This window comes from Pilosibacter sp. YYHA0881 (assembly GCF_051602715.1).
Classification (GTDB): domain Bacteria; phylum Bacillota; class Clostridia; order Lachnospirales; family Lachnospiraceae; genus Alitiscatomonas; species Alitiscatomonas aceti.
The window spans coordinates 2,784,317-2,803,875 of record NZ_CP175657.1 but is presented as its reverse complement, the minus strand read 5'-3'; the positions used below and the strand labels follow the sequence as shown (position 1 = coordinate 2,803,875).

At 52.0% G+C, this 19,559-nt stretch carries 25 protein-coding genes and 1 pseudogene; all 26 read right to left on the bottom strand.

Annotation, left to right across the window (positions count from 1 at the left end; genetic code table 11):
- Window positions 1-28: 28 nt before the first annotated feature.
- Window positions 29-874 carry an ATP-binding protein gene (locus tag ACI6NM_RS13200; RefSeq protein ID WP_438500886.1) on the bottom strand — a complete coding sequence of 282 codons (846 nt, stop codon included), beginning with the start codon at window positions 872-874 and terminating at the stop codon, window positions 29-31.
- Complete coding sequence (locus tag ACI6NM_RS13195; protein ID WP_438500885.1) at window positions 871-1,545, bottom strand: helix-turn-helix domain-containing protein; 675 nt, start codon at window positions 1,543-1,545, stop codon at window positions 871-873. The genes ACI6NM_RS13200 and ACI6NM_RS13195 overlap by 4 nt, the downstream gene beginning before the upstream one ends.
- Window positions 1,526-1,693, bottom strand: a complete 168-nt coding sequence (locus ACI6NM_RS13190; RefSeq protein WP_009532276.1) for a hypothetical protein — start codon at window positions 1,691-1,693, stop codon at window positions 1,526-1,528. Before ACI6NM_RS13190 ends, ACI6NM_RS13195 begins: the two co-directional genes overlap by 20 nt.
- Window positions 1,690-2,520, bottom strand: coding sequence for a phage antirepressor KilAC domain-containing protein (locus tag ACI6NM_RS13185; RefSeq protein WP_438500884.1), 831 nt, complete (start codon window positions 2,518-2,520; stop codon window positions 1,690-1,692). The genes ACI6NM_RS13190 and ACI6NM_RS13185 overlap by 4 nt, the downstream gene beginning before the upstream one ends.
- A 433-nt stretch (window positions 2,521-2,953) precedes the next feature.
- The gene (gene rpsI, locus ACI6NM_RS13180) at window positions 2,954-3,346 is read right to left on the bottom strand and encodes a 30S ribosomal protein S9 (protein ID WP_158358121.1); all 393 of its coding nucleotides are present in this window, start codon (window positions 3,344-3,346) and stop codon (window positions 2,954-2,956) included.
- A gap of 26 nt (window positions 3,347-3,372) precedes the next feature.
- On the bottom strand, window positions 3,373-3,807 hold the full coding sequence (rplM, locus tag ACI6NM_RS13175) for a 50S ribosomal protein L13 (RefSeq protein ID WP_022272449.1): 435 nt from the start codon (window positions 3,805-3,807) through the stop codon (window positions 3,373-3,375).
- 179 nt (window positions 3,808-3,986) lie between these two features.
- Window positions 3,987-4,814, bottom strand: coding sequence for a putative hydro-lyase (locus ACI6NM_RS13170; protein WP_158358119.1), 828 nt, complete (start codon window positions 4,812-4,814; stop codon window positions 3,987-3,989).
- Between the two features lie 11 nt (window positions 4,815-4,825).
- Entirely contained in the window at window positions 4,826-5,923 is a 1,098-nt protein-coding gene (locus tag ACI6NM_RS13165) for a 5-oxoprolinase/urea amidolyase family protein (RefSeq protein WP_438500883.1), read from the bottom strand.
- On the bottom strand, window positions 5,923-6,654 hold the full coding sequence (pxpB, locus tag ACI6NM_RS13160) for a 5-oxoprolinase subunit PxpB (protein WP_262426706.1): 732 nt from the start codon (window positions 6,652-6,654) through the stop codon (window positions 5,923-5,925). The genes ACI6NM_RS13165 and pxpB overlap by 1 nt, the downstream gene beginning before the upstream one ends.
- A 72-nt stretch (window positions 6,655-6,726) precedes the next feature.
- A complete protein-coding gene (locus tag ACI6NM_RS13155; protein ID WP_158358113.1) occupies window positions 6,727-7,491 on the bottom strand; it encodes a LamB/YcsF family protein in 765 nt (254 codons plus the stop codon).
- Between the two features lie 383 nt (window positions 7,492-7,874).
- Window positions 7,875-8,612, bottom strand: a pseudogene (gene truA, locus ACI6NM_RS13150) (tRNA pseudouridine(38-40) synthase TruA); the annotation flags it as partial.
- 42 nt (window positions 8,613-8,654) lie between these two features.
- A complete protein-coding gene (locus tag ACI6NM_RS13145) occupies window positions 8,655-9,455 on the bottom strand; it encodes an energy-coupling factor transporter transmembrane component T family protein (protein ID WP_337810969.1) in 801 nt (266 codons plus the stop codon).
- Window positions 9,449-10,336: an energy-coupling factor transporter ATPase gene (locus ACI6NM_RS13140; RefSeq protein WP_158358108.1), complete on the bottom strand. Its 888-nt coding sequence runs from the start codon at window positions 10,334-10,336 to the stop codon at window positions 9,449-9,451. The genes ACI6NM_RS13145 and ACI6NM_RS13140 overlap by 7 nt, the downstream gene beginning before the upstream one ends.
- Window positions 10,337-11,203, bottom strand: a complete 867-nt coding sequence (locus tag ACI6NM_RS13135; protein WP_022272441.1) for an energy-coupling factor transporter ATPase — start codon at window positions 11,201-11,203, stop codon at window positions 10,337-10,339. It lies immediately after the preceding gene.
- 195 nt (window positions 11,204-11,398) lie between these two features.
- The gene (locus ACI6NM_RS13130; RefSeq protein ID WP_337810968.1) at window positions 11,399-12,451 is read right to left on the bottom strand and encodes an N-acetylmuramoyl-L-alanine amidase family protein; all 1,053 of its coding nucleotides are present in this window, start codon (window positions 12,449-12,451) and stop codon (window positions 11,399-11,401) included.
- 18 nt (window positions 12,452-12,469) lie between these two features.
- Window positions 12,470-13,735, bottom strand: a complete 1,266-nt coding sequence (locus ACI6NM_RS13125; protein ID WP_337810967.1) for an N-acetylmuramoyl-L-alanine amidase family protein — start codon at window positions 13,733-13,735, stop codon at window positions 12,470-12,472.
- Window positions 13,736-13,936: 201 nt separating this feature from the next.
- On the bottom strand, window positions 13,937-14,473 hold the full coding sequence (locus tag ACI6NM_RS13120) for a bL17 family ribosomal protein (RefSeq protein ID WP_022272438.1): 537 nt from the start codon (window positions 14,471-14,473) through the stop codon (window positions 13,937-13,939).
- Between the two features lie 135 nt (window positions 14,474-14,608).
- A complete protein-coding gene (locus ACI6NM_RS13115) occupies window positions 14,609-15,571 on the bottom strand; it encodes a DNA-directed RNA polymerase subunit alpha (RefSeq protein ID WP_022272437.1) in 963 nt (320 codons plus the stop codon).
- Window positions 15,572-15,730: 159 nt separating this feature from the next.
- A complete protein-coding gene (gene rpsD, locus ACI6NM_RS13110) occupies window positions 15,731-16,324 on the bottom strand; it encodes a 30S ribosomal protein S4 (protein ID WP_262426710.1) in 594 nt (197 codons plus the stop codon).
- A gap of 15 nt (window positions 16,325-16,339) precedes the next feature.
- The gene (gene rpsK, locus ACI6NM_RS13105) at window positions 16,340-16,741 is read right to left on the bottom strand and encodes a 30S ribosomal protein S11 (protein ID WP_022272203.1); all 402 of its coding nucleotides are present in this window, start codon (window positions 16,739-16,741) and stop codon (window positions 16,340-16,342) included.
- Window positions 16,742-16,832: 91 nt separating this feature from the next.
- Window positions 16,833-17,201 (bottom strand): 30S ribosomal protein S13, encoded by a 369-nt coding sequence (gene rpsM / locus ACI6NM_RS13100; RefSeq protein WP_022272204.1) that lies wholly within the window; start codon window positions 17,199-17,201, stop codon window positions 16,833-16,835.
- A 109-nt stretch (window positions 17,202-17,310) separates the two neighbouring features.
- Window positions 17,311-17,424, bottom strand: coding sequence for a 50S ribosomal protein L36 (rpmJ, locus tag ACI6NM_RS13095; RefSeq protein WP_073992704.1), 114 nt, complete (start codon window positions 17,422-17,424; stop codon window positions 17,311-17,313).
- Between the two features lie 209 nt (window positions 17,425-17,633).
- Window positions 17,634-17,852 (bottom strand): translation initiation factor IF-1, encoded by a 219-nt coding sequence (gene infA / locus ACI6NM_RS13090; protein ID WP_015553825.1) that lies wholly within the window; start codon window positions 17,850-17,852, stop codon window positions 17,634-17,636.
- Between the two features lie 33 nt (window positions 17,853-17,885).
- Window positions 17,886-18,047, bottom strand: a complete 162-nt coding sequence (locus ACI6NM_RS13085) for a KOW domain-containing RNA-binding protein (protein ID WP_022272205.1) — start codon at window positions 18,045-18,047, stop codon at window positions 17,886-17,888.
- Between the two features lie 23 nt (window positions 18,048-18,070).
- Window positions 18,071-18,820 carry a type I methionyl aminopeptidase gene (gene map, locus ACI6NM_RS13080; RefSeq protein ID WP_022272206.1) on the bottom strand — a complete coding sequence of 250 codons (750 nt, stop codon included), beginning with the start codon at window positions 18,818-18,820 and terminating at the stop codon, window positions 18,071-18,073.
- Window positions 18,821-18,824: 4 nt separating this feature from the next.
- Window positions 18,825-19,469, bottom strand: coding sequence for an adenylate kinase (locus ACI6NM_RS13075; protein WP_215652795.1), 645 nt, complete (start codon window positions 19,467-19,469; stop codon window positions 18,825-18,827).
- Window positions 19,470-19,559: the final 90 nt, after the last annotated feature.

Below are 19,559 nucleotides of genomic sequence, written 5' to 3'. Positions count from 1 at the left end.
GCGAAAAACGCCTTTTTTGCCTTGCACTTCATAGATCAAGTACCTCCTTAACGACCTGCTGTTTTTCTTTTCCAATGCTCTTTCTGCGGTCCTCTCCGCTGATTCGCACCGGCGTACACATTTCCAGAATCCTGCTGTAAATCCGGGCGTATGCCACATCCTGCGGATTGCGGATTTCTGCAATCTTCAGATTTGTTGTGATAATGACCGGAAGCCCGGACTTGTAACGCTCATCAATGACAGCGTAGACCTGCTCCAGTGCATATTCGGTGCTGCGCTCAATTCCCAGATCATCCAGAATCAACAAAGAATAATTAGAAAACGAAGCGATATACCGGTATCGTTCTTCCGAATACATGGCTCCCATCTGGTTCAAGATTTTGGAGAAGTTCGTCATCAAAACCGGAATGCCCTGTTCCAGCAGCGCATTGGCAATACATGCCGCCACAAAGGACTTTCCGGTTCCGACATCTCCCCATAACAAAAGGCCAAGGTTTTCAGCCTTGACCTTTTTCCACTGCTCCACATAGCGTTTTGCCATCTGGATATCCTTGTTGTCTTCTGCAACTGCAAAATTCCATTCCAGAAGATGCTTTTCCTGAATTCCCGTTGCTTTCAGCTGCCTGATTTTACGCTGCCGCTCCACCAGCTCATCCTGGCGTTTCTTTTCTGCCATCGCTTCCTGCTGGCATCTGCAAAGGCAGGGAACAATCTTGTCTCTGCCCCAGAGCTTTACCCTGCACTGCACTGGCGTATGGCAGCTTCGGCAATACAACAGTCCGTCCTCGCCCTGATATTCCCGCTCTCCGGGTTCTTTCGGCGTAAAGAGCGAATCCAACGCCGCATTCAATACTTCAGGCACCATGTCGCTCATAGGCTGTCTCCTTCCTCAAATGTGTAGTCTGCCGGGTTATACTTCGGCTTTTCTCTCTTCGCCCAACTCCGGATTGTGGCAAGGTGATTTTTGTAGCTCCTGCCGGTGGAGGCCATATACTCAGAGAGGCGTTCCACCCGCATCTGATAATCTCCTGGGAACTCCTGCCGGAGCTTGCCGTATTCTGTGTCAGAGAGAAGGACATTTTCGTATGAGCCATACCGGTGCTGGATTTCCTTCTTCTCTCTTTTATTGATTGTTTCAGTACTTGTTCTATTAGTACTTAATTGCGCGGGATTTTCCGTAACCGGTGCGTCCGTATCCGGATTTACCGTATACGGCTTTTCCGTACACGGTGATTCCGAACACGGCTTTTTCCTTGGCATCTCATAAATCACATACTCTGCTCTGCCCATCCGACCGTTGCTTTCACGCTGCTGGTTCCTTTCCAGATACCCAAGACGCTCCAGCTCCTTCAGAGCCGTAAGCACTCCATCCACGCCATCCGGCGTAATCGAAGATAACCCCCGTACCGAATAGTTCCATGTGTCTGGCAAACTGAGCAGCATGGAGAGAAGTCCTTTTCCTTTCAGGCTGAGACCCTGATCCCGCAGGTGGTAATTGCACATCGTTGTGTAATTGCTGTTCTTCTCAACCCTGAATACCGGCATGGTGCTCACCATCCTTTTTCGCAGGCTCCGCTTTTTTCTTTGGACATTTGCGCGGACGATCTTCACTGTCCTCCCGGCGATGGTATTTGCCGGTATCCTGCATCATGCGTTCAAACGCCTGAAGGCGTCCCTCTGTAAAAAGCGTCATTCGATCACACCCCATTTCTTAAACAACTTGAAGAGATGATTCTTTCCCTTGCAGGTCACTCTCGTCTGCTGCACCAGCTTTCCGCTTCTGCCGTAGCAATCCCGGACAATAAAATAGCCCCTTGCAGATTTGTCTGCAAAAGGCATCAGCCAGCCGTTTGGACTGCGGTACAGATAGCGATGATCCAGTAAGAGAGCCACTGCCGTCTTCTCCGGGATTCCGATTTCCTTACAGAAATTCCGGATGCAGGTGCAGTCCTCCGAATTCACAAAGGTATCAAAGTAGTCTGCCTTGGGCTGTGCCGCATCCAGCTGTTTGCGGATATCCTCAAGCTGCTCCCTCTCGGCCACAAGCTCCTGTGCCAGGGTGTAGATGACCTCCGGATGCTGAATCACCTGATCCAAAACGGAATCGCTCATATACACACCATGCTTGCGGATGGAAGGGAGAACTTCATCAAACACCCAGTGTTCAAATCGTTCTGCCGATGGCAGTTTGCTGTGAACGATTAGCCGGTAAACATCGCCTTCCGTGATAAAGGAGATTTCAACGACCTGCTCTCCAGCATCCCCATACTGATTCACCTTCTGAACGACCCCCTCGCGTTTCGTTAGGGGGCCTCTGCAATGGCGTTTCACTGCGGCGTAGGGATTCACATACCCCAACGCTTTCGCCACATCGCTTGCACAGAAGAATGTCTTGCCTGCCTCCTGTAACAACCGGATTGAACCAAACTCCTGGTTCTCGAACACCTCCATCATCTGCCTCGACTGTCCACCATGACTGCCCACATCGGTGTCATGGGTCTTCTGATTGAAATCCGTCATACCTGTTACCTCCTACTCAAATTTGTCTCGCCGGATTTCGGGCGAAAAAAATAGAGCCTCGACCCATTCTCGTTTTCAAAGAATGAGCCAAGGCTCTATGTAACAGGATACCTGATATTATTTTTTTTCAGAATTCGTCAGAACTCGCCAAACGATCCTGACACTGTTTTTCATTCCATTTCAGCCGGATTTTTACCAAAAATCTGCCAAGGATATGGGGCTAATTTCCCCTCCAAAATGGCCTTCTGTAAACCCATTTTCCCACCCATTAGGCTCAAAAATAGGCCGTAAACCCATGGTAAACCCATCAAAATGGGCTAATTTGAAGTCAAATTTCCTCAAATTTCACCATCGGAATCTGGTGATTTTAGGCATAGAAAAAGCCCGGAAAATAGCATATTTCCGGGCTTTTTTAGCATTTTTAAGCTGCAGATTATCGCTTGCTGAACTGCGGAGCGCGACGGGCTGCTTTGAGACCGTATTTCTTTCTTTCTTTCATACGCGGATCTCTTGTTAAGAAACCAGCTTTCTTTAATACCGGACGGTACTCAGCGTCTGCATGAAGCAGGGCTCTGGAGATGCCGTGACGGATAGCGCCAGCCTGTCCGGAGCATCCGCCGCCGCGAACGTTTACTAATACGTCGAACTTGTCAGCTGTCTCAGTAGCAACAAGCGGCTGACGAACGATGAGCTTTAAGGTCTCAAGACCAAGATACTCGTCGATGTCTCTCTTATTGATAGTGATCTTACCTGTACCCGGAGTAAGATATACTCTGGCGATAGATTTTTTTCTTCTTCCTGTTCCGTAGAATTTTGCGTTAGCCATTGTGATTTCCTCCTTTCAGACCTCGATTAAAATTTGATTTCTAATACTTCCGGCTTCTGTGCTGCCTGCTCGTGGTCAGCGCCAGCGTATACGTGAAGCTTAGTCATCATGCTTCTTCCTAACGGTCCCTTCGGGAGCATACCCTTAACTGCTAACTCAACAACCTTCTCGGGCTTCTTAGCCATCATCTCTTTTAATGTGGTCTCTTTCATTCCGCCCACATAATCGGAGTGGCTGTAATATACCTTCTGGTCTAACTTCTTACCTGTTACTTTTACCTTGGAAGCATTTACTACGATCACGTAGTCGCCGCAGTCGATGTGAGGAGTGAAGATCGGTTTGTTCTTTCCTCTTAATACCTTAGCTACTTCAGATGCTAAACGTCCTAATGTATATCCCGTAGCGTCAACTACATACCATTTTCTTTCGATTGTTGCCGGACTAGCCATAAAGCTCTTCATGGGTTGACCTCCTGTTTGTGCTTAACTCAACTTTGTTCATTTATCGTAAAACACTGCTTCCGGGGCTTTGGTAACAGTATTTTCAACCGATGTCACAGTTATACATTATATTATACTCTTCCGGGTGTGTCAACCATTTTTTCTCGAAATCCAGCCGAAAAATCAAGGTTTTTCCGGTTTTACTCCGCCTTCCTCTTCCGGGTCTCCAGGTATCCGTTGAGCTCAGAATTTTTAATATCCGTGATAAACATATGTCCGGGCGCATGGGTAATGACCACCGGCGGCTTTGCATGCTCCACTGCTGCCTGAGGGGTCACGCCGCAGGGCCAGAATACGGGGATCTCTCCCTCATAGAGATCCACTGCATCGCCGTAATCCGGCTTCATGATGTCCCTGATCCCAATCTCCGCCCCATCTCCCATATGGACCGGAGCACCATGGACATTGGGCATCTTTTCTGTGATCGCATACGCCTTTTGGGCATTCTCCGGCGTCATGGGCCGCATGGAGCAGACCATGGGGCCCTCAAAGGGGCCGGCCTTCACAGTCTCTATATTCGTCTTATACATGGGCACGTTCCGGCCCTGGGCAATGTGGCGTACCTGGATCCCAGCCTCCATCAGCGCCTCCTCAAAGGAAAAGGAGCAGCCGATGAGAAAGCCCGTATATCCCTCTTTCCAGTATGCAGACGCGTCTGTAAGCTCTTTTGTGAAGACTCCGTTTTCATAGACCCGGTACCTGGGGATATCTGTAACGATATTGGCTCCCTCTCCCATATCATGGGTCTCCGGCGTTCCCCGGACGATCTCCAGAACGGGGCATGCAAACGGATTCCTTCTGGTAAATTCTTCAAAATCTGCCGCATACTCCGGCGGCAGGATCACCAGGTTCGCCTGGGCGTATCCCCGACACATACCAGCAGTGGGGAAATCGATCACTCCCTCCCGGATCAGTTCCCGTACCTCTGCCGGTGTCTTATCCACATACGGTGTAATATCAAAAGCCATCTCTTCCTCCTTTACCGGAACTGTTCTATTTCCCGCTTAAGCTCCACCAGGAATTCTGTTCCATTGACCACCACCCGGTAGGTCCCATGGTCTCCCCAGTACCTCCGGTCCTCGTTTACCGCTGCTGCCAGTCCCACTGCCTGTAACTCTGATGCAGGCTCCGCAGGGCAGTTCAGCTCTTTCTCCAGCCGTTTCAGATAATCCCGCCACTGACAGTATAGCTCCTGGGCCTCTTCGATCCCTATCTTCTTAAAGCGGACCGTATGGCCGGGCATGCACTGGGCCAGCTCCGGAAGGTCCACGGAGACCACACAGGCGATCTTTGTATATCCGCCGGTGGTCTGGTGGTCTGCCATCATCACAATGGGGGTTCCATGGGACGGCACCTGGACCGCGCCGAAGCTGATGCCGTCAGTGATGATGTCTCCGCCGTTTTTATGGGCAATGACTGGTCCCTCCATCCTGCAGCCCATACGGTCATACTCGTTGGAAATGGTATAGGCGCTTCCTAAAAACGTGGAGATCCCTTCCTCTGTAAAGCAGTCGTCCTGGGGCCCCATGACCACCCGCAGCGTATGCTCTCTGGAGAAAAGCTCCGGAAGGAGAAGCTTTCTGGCGGCCATGTTGGGAAGCCAGGTCTTTGGCGACCGGAAGCCGATCTCATCTCCCGCTCCCAGCTTTCTTCCTTCGATCCCGCCGATCTTCGCCTTCAGGTTGGTGGAGCGGCTGCCCATGACCACGGGCACGTCAAGACCGCCTGCAAACGCCATATAAGCCCGGCTCCCTCCATACATGCCGCCGAAGCTTACGGTCTGCCCCGCCTTTATAAGGACCGCCTCATACCGGGGCAGGGGATTTCCGTCCACCTTTACGCCCAGGTCGCCGCCGGTAACAGCGATCAGCTCATCCTCTGTAAATTCCATTATGGGTCCCATCATGGTCACTTCCAGGACCGCCTCGTTTTCATCGTTTCCCACCAGAATGTCCGCCAGTGCCGCAGCCCTGGTGTCCATGACGCCGGACACGGCCATTCCCGTTTCCTGGCTGCCGTACCGGCCCATGTCCTGGACCGTTGTGAGAAAACCTCCGTTCAGGATCCGGATCCCCATTACTCCACCTCCTTATGGAAGACCACATACTGGTACGTACCGGCCTCCACCTGCTTTTCGATGGCTTCGTACTCCGCCTCGTCCACTGCGCGGAATTTTATATACTGGCCGGCCTCCAGGAGCACCGGCTTTTCCCGTTCTGCATCGTAAAGCTTCAGAGGCGTCCGTCCGATCAGCTGCCAGCCGCCGGGAGACGCCACCGGATAGATCCCGGTCTGCTCCCCGGCAATGCCCACAGAGCCTCCCTCGATCTTCACCCGGGGGCTTTTAAGCCTCGGCGCTGCGATCTCCCGGCTCATGCCTCCCAGGTACGGGAAGCCGGCAATAAAGCCCAGCATATAGATCAGATATTCCCCGGACGTATGGATCCTTACGACCTCCTCCGGGGTCTTATGGTTATGGGCCGCCACAAATTCCAGATCCGGCCCCATGTCCCCGCCGTAGAGCACAGGGATCTCGATGACCGACGGCGGCGGGATCTGGATGCTGTCCATGGTCTCCAGGACTGCGTCAAACTTCTTTGTCAGCTCCCCGAACCGGATCACCTCCGGCCTGTACACCACTGATAAGGACCGGTAGGTGGGGATGGTCTCCACCACTCCGTCTATGGCTTCCTTTTCCAAAGCGATCTTAAACGCCCGGATCCTCCGGTTGATCTCTGGGCTGATCTCATTTCCAAATTCCACGCAGACCGTGCAGTCGCCGGAAACCAGATATTTTATCTTTTCCACAGCAGAATCTCCCCTTTCTTTCCGCAGGCCGTCCGGCTTTCCCAGGCCGCCGGTCCGCGTCCCCGCCTGATCTTACCGCTCCGCCAGGCTCCGTACCTCCACGCCCTCGGCGGCCAGGGCTTCCCGGATATTTTTCACAAATTCCAGGGCCTTGGGATTGTCCCCGTGGACGCAGATGGAGTCGGCCCGGATGGCGATCTCGTGTCCGCTTATGGTCTCCACGGTCCCTTCCTTTACCATCCGCACCACCCGGCGGATGGCCAGCTCCTCATCCTTTATGACAGCGCCAGGAAGCTTTCTGGACACCAGGGTCCCATCGTCATTGTACGCCCGGTCCGCAAAGACCTCGCTGGCTGCCTTAAGGCCCGTTTCCTCCGCTGCCTTCACCATCTGAGAACCAGCCAGCCCCATGAAGATGATATCCTTATCCACCTCGTATACAGCCTCGCACATGGCCCTGGCCAGCTTTTCATCCACTGCTGCCATATTATAAAGGGCTCCGTGGGGCTTCACATGCTGGAGCTTCATTCCCAGGCTCCCGGTAAAGGCCATGAGAGCTCCCAGCTGGTATTTCACATAGGCCTTGGCCTCCTCCGGCGTCACGTTCATGTTCCGGCGGCCAAAGCCCATAAGGTCGGGAAAGCCCGGATGCGCGCCCACCGCTGTTTTGTATTCCCTGGCCATGGCCACCGTCTCTGCCATAACCATGGGATCTCCGGCGTGCCAGCCGCAGGCCACATTGGCGGAGGACACATACTTTAAGATCTCCCGGTCCATGCCGATGGTATAATTTCCAAAGCTCTCTCCCAGATCACTGTTTAAATCCACATAATACATATACCTGTCCCTCCTGTTTCGCTCTTTTTTCCTACTGCTATTTTATCCGACTTTTCCCCGTAAATCAATAGGACAGCGACCAATGTCCCCTAAACCAGGCGTTTTTCCACAGCCCTCCACCGGCCGTTCTCCGCCTGTACCAGACGGTAAAAGCCATATGTCTCCGCTCCGTTCAGCCCGCAGGCCTCCGGTGCCTCTATGAACACAGTCTCTGCGCCGTTCCAGTACGCCTGGTGGACCATGCGGCGCACCAGCCGGATCACCTCCTCCGGCTCGCAGAAAAGGATCTTAAGCACCGCCGTTTTCGATGTTTCCAGCTCTGTCTGGTCCAGGATGTAGCTCCAGTGCTCATTTTCTCCGGTCACCGTAAGGGCCGGTTCCTTTTCATATTCGATCCCCACCATGGTGAGCCCTCTGGCCGGGGCCGTTTCCCCAGCCTCCTTCCGGTCCCTGGCCTCCAGGATCTCCTTCACATGCTCCGGCGGCCATACGCCCATGCCCACCTTCATTAAGGTCCCGGCAATGATCCGGACCATATTGTAGAGGAATCCGTTGCCCTTTAACCGGATGGTGATGATATCATCCGTTCCCCGGTCCACCGAAATATCATAAAGAGTCCGAACCGTCTCCTCCGCCTGATGGCCGGAGGAACAGAAGCTGGAGAAATCATGCTCTCCCAGAAGATATGCGGCTCCCTGGCGCATCTTTTCCACATCCAGGCTGTAATAACAGAAATGGGCGTACAGCCGCCGGGTGGGCACGCTGATGCGGCAATTTAAGATCTTATATTCATACGTTTTTACGCTGTTCTGCTTTCTGGGATGCCAGTCCAGGGGCACCTCCTCCGACTCCAGAACCCGGATATCCTCCGGCAGCTTCTGGTTCACCGCATAGCACAGCTTTTCTCCCGGGATCCTGCTTTCCGTGTCAAACACCGCCACATTTCCCAGGGCATGGACGCCGGAGTCCGTCCGGCTGGCCCCGATAACGCAAACAGGCTCTTTCAGAAGTTCTGAAAGAGTCCCATTTAAGATTTCCTCAATGGTAACGCCGTTGGGCTGCAGCTGCCAGCCGCAGTAGCCCGTTCCGTCGTATGCCACAGTCATTTTTATCCGTTTCATAAAATGATCCCTCAAAATATTCTATATCGATCCCATCTCCCGTTACGCTGCGGCTTTGGCCGCCAGGAACAGAAGGAAATATCCGGCATAGACCAGATATGTGATCCTGTCTCGCTTTTCATAACGGAGAGGCTTCATCTTTGTGCGCCCCTCGCCGCCGCGGTAGCACCGGGCTTCCATGGCCATAGCCAGATCTGTGGCCCTCCGGAACGCGGAGATGAACAGCGGCACCAGGAGAGGCACCATGGCCTTGGCCCTCTGGATCAGATTCCCGCTTTCAAAATCAGCCCCTCTGGCCATCTGGGCCTTCATGATCTTATCGGTCTCCTCAATGAGGATCGGAATGAACCGCAGGGCAATGGACATCATCATGGACACTTCATGGACCGGGACTCCGATCTTTCCCATAAAGCCCAGGCTTTTTTCCAGACCGTCGGTCAGCTGGTTGGGCGTGGTCGTAAGGGTCAGGATCGTGGAGCCCAGCACCAGGAAGATCAGACGCACCGCCATAAAGGCCGCAAATTCCAGGCCTTCCCAGGTCATCTGAAGAAAGCCGATCTTAAAGATCGGTGTTCCCGGCGTCAGGAACAGGTTGAAGCTGACGCTGATGAGCAGCAGGATCACAATGGATTTCAGCCCGCGCACCATAAATTTCACCGGCACCCTGGACAGGCGGATGGCGGCTGCCAAAAACAGGGCGGCCAGGCCATAGGCCCATATAGAATCCGCAATGAACAGCGTCACGATATATACCAGGGTCCCAAACAGCTTTGTCCTGGGATCCATCCGGTGGAGCACCGAGTCCACCGGGTAATACTGGCCCAGCGTAATATCTCTTAACATGTCTTATCCTCCCCGCAGCAGCCGGTCCCTTTGGCCTTTTTCCACAGGGCCAGGATCGCATCCCGCGCTTCCTCCACCGTGGTGATATCCTCATCCACCGGGATCCCCCGCTCCCGCAGGGCATGGACCACATAGGTGATCTGGGGAGCCGCCAGGCCCATGGCCTCCAGCTCCTTATAGTGGCGGAACACCTCCCTGGGTGTCCCATCGAAAACCTTTTCCCCATGGTTCATGACCACCAGACGGGATACGTACCGGGCCACGTCCTCCATACTGTGGGACACCAGGATCACCGTCATGCCCTGTTCGGCATGGAGCCTTGCCACCAGGCCCAGGATATCGTCCCGTCCTTTGGGGTCCAGTCCTGCTGTGGGTTCATCTAAGATCAGCACCTCCGGCTTCATGGCCAGGACTCCCGCAATGGCCACCCGGCGCTTCTGGCCTCCGGAAAGCTCAAAGGGGGACTGCTTATAAAAGCTCTCGTCCAGGCCGGTTAAGGCCAGAGCCTCCCTTGCCCGGGCTTCTGCCTCCTCTTGGGACAATCCCTGGTTCTTCGGCCCAAAGCATACGTCGGTAAGCACATCCACCTCGAAAAGCTGGTGCTCCGGATACTGGAACACCAGGCCCACATGGCTCCGCAGCTCCTTCATGGAAAAGCCTTCTCTGTAAATACTCTCTCCATTATAGAGGATATCGCCGCTGCTGGCCTTTAAAAGCCCGTTTAAATGCTGGGTCAGCGTGGATTTTCCAGAGCCTGTATGGCCGATCAGGCCGATAAACTCCCCGTCTCTGATGGTCAGATCCACGTTTTTCAGCGCGTACTGTTCAAATATGGTATCCTGTCCATAGATATGGCACAGGTTTTTTACTTCGATTGCCATTTAAGCCTCTTTTCTTTTTAACAGCGGCTCCAGGGCCGCCACCAGCTCGTCAATGGTCAGGATCCCGCAGGGGATCTCCATGCCGGCAGCCTTCAGCTCATCGGCCAGCTCCGTCACCTGGGGCACGTCCAGGCTGTATCGTTTCAGTTCCTTCACCCGGGAAAACACCTCCCTGGGCGTTCCGTCCATGACCACATGGCCTGCATCCATGACCACCACCCGGTCCGCGTCGATGACCTCCTCCATATAGTGGGTGATCAGAAGGACCGTGATCCCTTCCTGTTTGTTGAGCTCATGGACCGTTTTTATGACCTCCTTGCGGCCGTTGGGGTCCAGCATGGCCGTGGGCTCGTCCAGGACGATGCACTGGGGCTTCATGGCCATGACGCCTGCAATGGCCACTCTTTGCTTCTGGCCGCCGGAAAGCTTATTGGGCGACTGGAGACGGTACGCCGTCATTCCCACGGCTTCCAGGCTCCGGTCCACCCGCTTCCAGATCTCGTCTGTGGGCACGCCCATATTTTCCGGTCCAAAGCCCACGTCCTCTTCCACCACATTGCCGATGATCTGGTTATCCGGGTTCTGGAATACCATGCCGGCGGTCTTCCTCACGTCCCAGAGATGCTCCTCGTCGCTGGTCTTCATGTCGGAAATATAGACCGTTCCATCCGAAGGAAGGAGGATCCCGTTCATCAGCTTGGCAAAGGTGGATTTTCCAGAGCCATTATGGCCCAGAATGGCCACAAAGCTCCCCTCCTCGATATCCAGGTTCACCCCCCGAAGGGCATGGCTCACCTCGTCCTTATCTGTCTCTTCATCGTGTCTGATATAGTCAAATATCAGATTTACTGCTCGTATGATTCCCATAGCTGGCCTTTCTTTCCAGGCAGATCCCGGCCGGAACGCCGCAGGCTGCCTGTCTGATCCGTTTTCCAGATTGTTTACTCGTTCCTAAAGTGTAGTTGATAATTTCCGGTTCGTCAAGAGATTTTACAAAACAAATCGCAACAGTGGGCCGCACAGCTTCCGCCATACCGCCCACGATCTATTTTTCATATTTCCTTATTCCACCCAGAGGCCGCTGGGATCCAGCCTGCAGCCGTCTATTACCGTATCTGCCGCCATGGACCCGTCACTGTTTAAGTAGTACCACTGGCCTGGAGAATCCATGATCCATCCCACGGCCATGGAGCCGTCCGGATTCAGATAATACCAGACGCCGTCCACCTTCTGCCACCCGGTGAGCATCACGCCCTCCGGATCCATCCGGTACCAGATCCCGTCTATCTGTCTCCAGCCGGTAGCCGCAGTTCCATTCTCATCGAAGTAGTACCACTGGTTCATGATCTTATACCACTGGTTCTTTACTACCTCACCGTCCGCGCCTTCATATTTCTTCCCATCCGTATAGGTTCTCCAACGGCCCTCCGTATCTCCCATATCGTCCAGAAGCTTTCCTGATGATGTAAGATATTCGCTGGACTTCATATATTTCCTATCGGAATCGTCTTTAGCCATGGAACGGATTTCATAGTAATAGCTGCCCTCTTTTGTCATATATTCCGAAAGATCCTTTGACGTTCCTGTGGCAGTGATGTTCCGAACCAGATATCCGTCCCGGTAGAGACGGATCCCATAAGCCGTGGCATGATCTGCTTTCTTCCAGACTGCCTTCTGGGGATTTTCCGCACTCCATCCGGCCTCCTCCGGGGAGTCCAGCTGGACCACCGGGTAATAGCTTGCCTTTATAATGGCCGTATCCCCGTCTCCCTTTGCAGAGGTCAGCCTGGCTCCGGAGATCTTGCAGGACTCCGCTCCATAGCTGGAGAGGAACTCCCGGCCGCCGTCACTGGAGACCTCAATGACAGCCGTTACCTTCTTTCCAGGCTTCCACTGATCCGTATCCTTTTCCCAGGTAACGGAATCGATGGAGATCCCGGCGCTCACACAGGTGATCTCCGGCTCCACGATCACTCCCAGCTCATACTGATCCTCAAACCTCAGGTTCAGAGAGCGGACCGTTCCAGCCGCCAGCACCGGTACTGCCGCACAAAAGCAGAATACGCCGGCCAGCATAATGCTGGCCAGCCCTTTTATCCTAAATCCTTTTACCATAAGTTGAAACCTCCTATTTTACGGCCGTTTCCACACGCCGTTCATATCCACATAAAAGCCGTCGATGACCTCGTTGACCGCCTTATGGCCGTCGGGATAGAAGTAATAGATCTGGTCGTCGATGGTCTGCCAACCGGTCACCATGGCTCCGCTTCCATTCAGATAGTACGCCTTATCGCCAAGCTGGATCCAGCCCACAGCCATGGCCCCGTCATCCTTCAGGAAGTACCAGACATTTTTATCCAGAAGCCAGCCGGTCCTCATGGCTCCGCTGGTATCCATATAATAGTAGATCCCGCTCCGGAGCTGCCATCCGGTCAGCATATCGCCATTGCCGTCAAACAGATACCAGACGCCGCTGATCTTTCCCCAGCTGTCACGGACATAGGTTCCGTCGGGATACCGGAAACGCCACCGGCCATTTCTTTCGATCCAGCCCACCTGGTTTCCGACGTTATCCCAGCCGTCCCGGTCGTACCAGTCTTCCCAGTCGTTTTTATCATCCTTATCCTGACCGGAGCCATCGGATACCTCATCCTCATCCACATAGAGCTCGTCAGAGGTGACCCAGTCGCTCTTTTTCGCATATTTGGAAACTGAGCTGTCCGCCGGTACGGCCCGCACACGGAAGGTATACGTTCCTTCAGATGTCATATAGGGATAAAAGTTATAAGAGGAGGTGTGCAGGTCCGTTACCTTTTTTATGGTCTTGGAACCCCGGTACAGATACACGTCATAAGCCGCATCCTCCACCTTCTCCCAGTCTGCATAACCGAATTTAGAGCTGGTGTATTTTCCGCTGCTCCAGTATGCTTCCTCAGGCTCCTCCAGGTCGCCCTTGGCCGGATCGGTTTTTACCGTCACCAGAAGCTTGCCGCTTCCCTGTCTCTTGGCACTTACAAAATCTCCGCCTCTTACAGTCACCTTGGAAGAAGAGTAGCTGGAGCTGAACCGGTAGTCGTTGAGTGTTTCCAGAGTGATCTTAATGGTGTAGGTGCCTCCAAGTCTTGCCTCGTCCACCTTGGATCCCCATTCTGCTGAAACGATCTCATATCTTTCGTTGCTTGGGATTTTTACCTCATAGCCCGTATCACCTGTATATCCATAATGAAGGGCTGGAAGATCCTCTCCGGGAACCGGAGCCACATCCAGGGTAATGCTGATGCTCTTTACATAATCCGTAGACGCAAGGGCCGTCTGGGCTCCCAGGGCTGTCATAAGAACTGCGGCAAAGAGCACTCCCATCCATTTTCTGATCCTCATATTTTTTAATGTCTGCTTCATGGTCGTCCCCCCTGTTCACTGGTTATCCTTTCCTTATTTTCTACAATCATTATACCTTCCAGGGCCATACTCCGTCAACTTAAGATATTCTTTCATTCCTGTGGCAAAAGTGTGAAAAATCGTGGCAAAAATAAGGCAGACGGCCTCCGGGAAACATTTCCCAGTGAACGTCTGCCTTTGATGGTACGATATGAACTATGATTAAACTAACTCAAGAAGAACTGCCATAGCGCCGTCGCCCTTACGCTGGCCGATCTTTACGATACGGGTATATCCACCGTTGCGGGAAACGTACTTGGGAGCGATCTCGTCGAATAACTTAGCCGGAAGATCAACCTTCTTTGTGTTTCTCTTTCTGCCTGCTGCAGCAGTCGGAACGTTTGTTACACCGTACAGAGTCTTTAACATCTGTCTTCTTGCGTGAAGTCTGGACGGCATATCCTTCTTGATCTCCTTCTCAACTTCATCGTAAACGGTTACTTTCTTTCCGTCAACAACCTCTTTGACTCTCTTGCCGTCTTTGTCCTTGCGGGCAACCTTGGCTGTAACCTTTACAGTCTCGAAGTTATCTTTTTCCTTCACTGCCAGAGCGATGATGCCCTCAGCGATCTTCTTTACTTCTTTGGCTCTTGCCTCAGTGGTAACGATCTTTCCATGATATAAAAGATTTGTTACCTGGCTTCTTAACATAGCCTTTCTCTGATCAGAAGTTCTTCCAAGTTTTCTGTAACCTGCCATGATTTTAATCCTCCATTTGTGGGACAGCCATCCACGCATCTTCTGGTCTTACTGGACAGCCGCCATATTTCCATAAATTGTCCTGCGCCGGGACGCGCATCTTTGGTCTTACCGCCCCAGTGCTGTTTCTAAAAATTACTGCTCGTCGCTGGAATTGAGCTGTAAGCCCAGCTCCTTTAACTTTGCCAGTACCTCTTCCAGGGACTTTCTTCCAAGGTTTCTCACCTTCATCATGTCCTCGGAGGTACGGCTGCAGAGCTCTTCAACTGTGTTGATGCCTGCTCTCTTGAGACAGTTATAGGAACGAACGGAAAGCTCCAGCTCGTCAATGTTCATCTCAAGAACTTTTTCTTTTTCATTATTCTCTTTCTCCACCATAACCTCTGCGGTCTTGGCGTTTTCAGAAAGATCGATAAAGAGATTCAGATGCTCGCTTAAGACCTTCGCTGCAAGGCTCACGGCCTCATCCGGATCAAGCGTGCCGTTGGTGTAGATCTCCAGTGTCAGCTTGTCATAGTCTGTCATCTGACCCACACGGGTATTTTCAACAGCCATGTTGACACGCTCAACTGGTGTATAGATGGAATCCACGGCGATCACGCCGATGGGAAGGTCGTCGCTCTTGTTCTTATCAGCACTTACATAGCCGCGGCCGTTGGTGATGGTAAGCTCCATATAGAACTTACTGTCGGCTCCGCCGCTTAAGGTGGCGATGACCTGCTCCGGGTTTAAGATCTCGATGTCAGCGTCCGTCTGGATATCGGCGGCTGTGATGACACCCTCGCCCTCAAACTCGATGTAGGCGGTCTTCGGCTCGTTTGTATCGCTGTTATTCTTGATCGCTAAGCTCTTAACGTTCATGATGATCTCAGTCACATCTTCCTTGACACCGGAAATGGAACTGAACTCATGCAGAACTCCGTCGATTTTCACCTGGCTGACAGCAGAACCCGGTAAAGAAGAAAGCATGATTCTTCTCAGGGAGTTACCCAGAGTTGTACCGTAGCCCCTCTCCAGCGGCTCTACGACAAACTTCCCGTATTTCTTATCTTCAGAAATTTCAGCAATCTCAATGTTTGGTTTCTCAAAATCGAACACAAAAAGCCCCTCCTTTTGGGTATGCTTTGGCTCAAAAAAGGCCCGGAGGACCTTTTTTTACATGCTGGGCAACAAAATGCCGCGAAGCGGCGGCCCACAGAAACCAGGCCCGTATAAAACAGGCCGGGCCCCGGCAGCTGCCGCTTCGGTGAATCATTTTTATTTGGAGTATAACTCTACGATGAGCATCTCATCAACCGGAACGTCGATCTCTTCTCTTGTGGGCAGAGCTTTCACTGTACCCTTTAAGTTCTCCTGGTCAACCTCTAACCAGGCCGGGATCAGACGGCCAGCAGTCACGTCAAGGATCATCTTGTATCTTGTGTCGCCTTTGTGCTTCTCTTTGATTTCGATCACATCACCGGCTTTTACAAGATAAGACGGGATGTTTACGCACTTGCCGTTTACAAGAACGTGCTTGTGGTCAACGATCTGTCTTGTCTCTTTTCTTGTTCTGCCGAAGCCCATACGGAACAGAACGTTGTCAAGTCTGCTCTCTAACAGGATCATCAGGTTTTCACCAGTCTGTCCGTTTAAGCGCTCAGCTTTCTTGTAGTAGTTGCGGAAAGGCTTCTCAAGCACACCGTAAATGAATTTTGCTTTCTGCTTTTCTCTTAACTGAAGGCCGTACTCACTTACTTTCTTGTTGCCTTTTTTGGATTCTCTGTTGGATTTTTTATCTATTCCTAAATAAATGGGATCAAGACCAAGGGATCTGCATCTTTTAAGAACAGGAACTCTATCAATTGCCATTGTTTTTCCTCCTAATTAGACTCTTCTACGTTTGGGCGGGCGGCATCCGTTGTGCGGAACCGGTGTTACGTCCTTAATGCTTGTTACTTCCAGGCCGCATGCCTGAAGGGCACGGATCGCAGCCTCACGGCCGGAGCCAGGTCCTTTTACCATAACGTCAACGGACTTTAAACCATGTACAAGAGCTGCCTTAGTTGCAGTTTCTGCAGCCATCTGCGCTGCATATGGAGTAGATTTCCTTGAACCTCTAAATCCCAGACCGCCTGCACTTGCCCAAGATAAAGCATTTCCCTGTGCATCTGTTAATGTCACGATTGTGTTGTTAAAAGATGACTGGATGTGCGCCTGTCCGCGTTCAACGTTTTTCTTAATACGCTTTTTTGTCACTTTCTTTGCAGTGGACACTTTTTTAGCCATTTTAAACTAACCTACTTTCTCGAATATTGAACCCTGTTTCCTGTCTTTAAAACATGCAACGTGATTCATTTTCACCTACTGGTTACAAAACTTATTTCTTCTTGTTTGCTACTGTCTTTCTCGGACCCTTACAGGTTCTTGCGTTTGTCTTGGTCTTCTGACCACGGCACGGAAGGCTCTTTCTATGACGGATTCCGCGGTAGCAGCCGATCTCCTGCAGTCTCTTGATGTTTAAAGCTGTCTCACGACGTAAGTCACCCTCAACCACCTGGGTCTCTGCGATCACTGCTGCGATGTTCTTCACTTCGTCATCGGTTAAATCCTTGACACGGGTGTCCGGATTCACACCAGCCTCAGCAAGAATACGGTTTGCACTTGTTCTACCGATACCGTAGATATAAGTTAAGCCGATTTCGACACGTTTTTCTCTTGGTAAATCAACACCTGAAATACGAGCCATGAGTGTACCTCCATTTAATTTAGTAGAAATAAAAATTTGCCGGCACGAACAACGCATCCTGGCGCGTCATGCCAAAGCCGCGCGAAAAAATACAGATGATCTGCGGCGATCAACCCTGTCTTTGTTTGTGTTTAGGATTCTCACAGATTACTCTGATGCTGCCTTTTCTCTTGATAACCTTGCACTTTTCGCAAATCGGTTTTACTGATGATCTTACTTTCACAGTAATTCTCCTTTCCTTCGTAGTCCATTTCCTTCCGGCTCCAGATACACACCACATTCCGGAGGCCCTGGGATAACGGCATTACGGGTTGCATACCTGTATATAAAGCTCTCTAAAAAAGGGCATAATACAAGCGTTCCAACAAAGTTCGCTTGAGCATTATACCATCTTTGTTCTGGAAAATCAAGTGCTTTTTTAAAATTTTCAGCCTACTTGTCTCTCCAGATGATCCTGCCCTTAGAAAGATCGTAGGGGGACATTTCCAGAGTCACCTTATCTCCGGGAAGGATCCGGATATAGTTCATGCGGAGCTTTCCGCTGATGGTGGCTAACACTTTGTGTCCGTTCTCCAGCTCTACCTGGAACATGGCATTGGGAAGCTTCTCAACAACAACGCCCTCAATCTCGATCACATCTGCCTTAGACATATTTTCTTATTACCTCCTATATGACGGTTCGCCTTATTTTTTTATAACCTGAATGTGTTTCTTGTTCTTCCGCTGTATTTTTCCGTTTTCATCCGACAGGAAAACATATTCCCCGCAGTCTTCCTTTATGACGTATACCCGGCCCTTATCATTTCCGGCCAGGGACACCGCCCTCCATCCGGCGAGCATTTCCATGGAACCCCCTCCAGTTTCTGCTATTATAAGGACAGGATCTCCGGCTCGCCCTCTGTTATGAGAATGGTATTCTCATAATGGGCGGACAGGGAATGATCCTTGGTCACAACGGTCCAGTCATCGTCCATCCAGACCACCTCATAGGTCCCCATATTGATCATGGGCTCCACTGCCAGGGTCATGCCCGGCTGCAGCAGAAGTCCCTTGCGCTTCATGGCAAAATTGGGCACCTCCGGGTCCTCATGGAGATGGGTGCCGATGCCGTGGCCCACCAGATCCCGGACCACACCGTAGCCAAAGCTCTCGGCGTAAGACTGGATCGCCGCAGAGATCTCTCCCAGGTGGCAGCCTGCCTTCGCAAACCGGATCCCCTCAAAAAAGCACTGCTTCGTTACATCCATCAGCTTCTGCGCTTCCGGAGATACCTGGCCTACGGCCCAGGTCCTGGCTGCGTCAGAATGATATCCCTTATAGATCACGCCGGCGTCCAGACTGACGATATCCCCCTCCTTTAAGATCCTGTGACGGTTTGGGATCCCGTGGACCACCTCGTCGTTGACGGACACACAGATGGAAGCCGGGTATCCGTTATAATTCTTAAAGGAAGGAATGCATCCGTGGCTGCGGATGATCTTCTCTCCCAGCCGGTCGATGTCCAGGGTGGACATTCCAGGCCGAAGGGCTGCATGAAGCTCCTCGTGGGTCTTTGCCAGGATCTCCCCGGCTTTTCTCATCAGTTCAATCTCTCTCGGCGATTTAATCGTTACTGCCATTTTCTTAAGCTCCTAAAGTCTTCGTGATATCCAGAAAAACCTTCTCCATATCCTGCGTTCCGTCCACGGTGCACAGGACATTTTCCCTTCTGTAATAATCGATCAGCGGCTTCGTCTGTTCGTGGTAAACAAGGAGACGCTGTTTTACGGTCTCCGGCTTGTCATCCTCTCTCAGCACAAGGCTGGCTCCGCATTTGTCGCAGATCCCCTCCTTCACCGGCTTCGCATATACAGTATGGTACGTGGCTCCGCATGTAAGGCATGCGCGGCGGCCGGACATCCGTGCGATGATGCTTTCATCGGGAACATCCACATCAACGGCATGATCGATGGACGTTCCGCGGGCCTTTAATGCCTCTGTAAGGCTCTCTGCCTGGGGAATGGTCCTGGGGAAGCCATCCAGGATATAACCGTTCTTACAGTCCTCCTGGCTGATCCTGTCCATGACCAGATCCACTGTCACGTCATCCGGTACCAGGAGTCCTTTATCGATATAAGCCTTTGCTTTTATGCCCAGCTCAGTTCCCGCCTTGATGTTCGCCCGGAAGATGTCCCCGGTAGAGATATGCGGGATCCCGTATTTTTTCGAGATCCGCTCTGCCTGGGTCCCTTTTCCGGCACCAGGGGCGCCTAACATAATTATTTTCATGCTCTTTCCTCCTGAACTTCACGATCAAGAAACACATTATCTAAAAAACGGACGAAAAAAGTATTTCCGTCCGTTTTTGACTGCTATCCA

Excerpts from the sequence above, each read along its gene's own strand:
- ACI6NM_RS13130 (WP_337810968.1), bottom strand. The coding sequence starts at position 12,451 with ATGGTAAAAGGATTTAGGATAAAAGGGCTGGCCAGCATTATGCTGGCC.
- infA (WP_015553825.1), bottom strand. The coding sequence starts at position 17,852 with ATGTCTAAGGCAGATGTGATCGAGATTGAGGGCGTTGTTGTTGAGAAG.
- ACI6NM_RS13185 (WP_438500884.1), bottom strand. The coding sequence starts at position 2,520 with ATGACGGATTTCAATCAGAAGACCCATGACACCGATGTGGGCAGTCAT.
- ACI6NM_RS13165 (WP_438500883.1), bottom strand. The coding sequence starts at position 5,923 with ATGGGGATCCGGATCCTGAACGGAGGTTTTCTCACAACGGTCCAGGAC.
- ACI6NM_RS13190 (WP_009532276.1), bottom strand. The coding sequence starts at position 1,693 with ATGACGCTTTTTACAGAGGGACGCCTTCAGGCGTTTGAACGCATGATG.
- ACI6NM_RS13195 (WP_438500885.1), bottom strand. The coding sequence starts at position 1,545 with ATGCCGGTATTCAGGGTTGAGAAGAACAGCAATTACACAACGATGTGC.
- rpsD (WP_262426710.1), bottom strand. The coding sequence starts at position 16,324 with ATGGCAATTGATAGAGTTCCTGTTCTTAAAAGATGCAGATCCCTTGGT.
- ACI6NM_RS13200 (WP_438500886.1), bottom strand. The coding sequence starts at position 874 with ATGAGCGACATGGTGCCTGAAGTATTGAATGCGGCGTTGGATTCGCTC.
- ACI6NM_RS13170 (WP_158358119.1), bottom strand. The coding sequence starts at position 4,814 with ATGGCTTTTGATATTACACCGTATGTGGATAAGACACCGGCAGAGGTA.
- rplM (WP_022272449.1), bottom strand. The coding sequence starts at position 3,807 with ATGAAGAGCTTTATGGCTAGTCCGGCAACAATCGAAAGAAAATGGTAT.
- rpsK (WP_022272203.1), bottom strand. The coding sequence starts at position 16,741 with ATGGCTAAAAAAGTGTCCACTGCAAAGAAAGTGACAAAAAAGCGTATT.
- rpsM (WP_022272204.1), bottom strand. The coding sequence starts at position 17,201 with ATGGCTCGTATTTCAGGTGTTGATTTACCAAGAGAAAAACGTGTCGAA.
- ACI6NM_RS13155 (WP_158358113.1), bottom strand. The coding sequence starts at position 7,491 with ATGTATTATGTGGATTTAAACAGTGATCTGGGAGAGAGCTTTGGAAAT.
- ACI6NM_RS13075 (WP_215652795.1), bottom strand. The coding sequence starts at position 19,469 with ATGAAAATAATTATGTTAGGCGCCCCTGGTGCCGGAAAAGGGACCCAG.
- ACI6NM_RS13145 (WP_337810969.1), bottom strand. The coding sequence starts at position 9,455 with ATGTTAAGAGATATTACGCTGGGCCAGTATTACCCGGTGGACTCGGTG.
- ACI6NM_RS13120 (WP_022272438.1), bottom strand. The coding sequence starts at position 14,473 with ATGGCAGGTTACAGAAAACTTGGAAGAACTTCTGATCAGAGAAAGGCT.
- ACI6NM_RS13125 (WP_337810967.1), bottom strand. The coding sequence starts at position 13,735 with ATGAAGCAGACATTAAAAAATATGAGGATCAGAAAATGGATGGGAGTG.
- ACI6NM_RS13085 (WP_022272205.1), bottom strand. The coding sequence starts at position 18,047 with ATGGAAATGCTCGCCGGATGGAGGGCGGTGTCCCTGGCCGGAAATGAT.
- ACI6NM_RS13140 (WP_158358108.1), bottom strand. The coding sequence starts at position 10,336 with ATGGCAATCGAAGTAAAAAACCTGTGCCATATCTATGGACAGGATACC.
- rpsI (WP_158358121.1), bottom strand. The coding sequence starts at position 3,346 with ATGGCTAACGCAAAATTCTACGGAACAGGAAGAAGAAAAAAATCTATC.
- ACI6NM_RS13135 (WP_022272441.1), bottom strand. The coding sequence starts at position 11,203 with ATGGGAATCATACGAGCAGTAAATCTGATATTTGACTATATCAGACAC.
- map (WP_022272206.1), bottom strand. The coding sequence starts at position 18,820 with ATGGCAGTAACGATTAAATCGCCGAGAGAGATTGAACTGATGAGAAAA.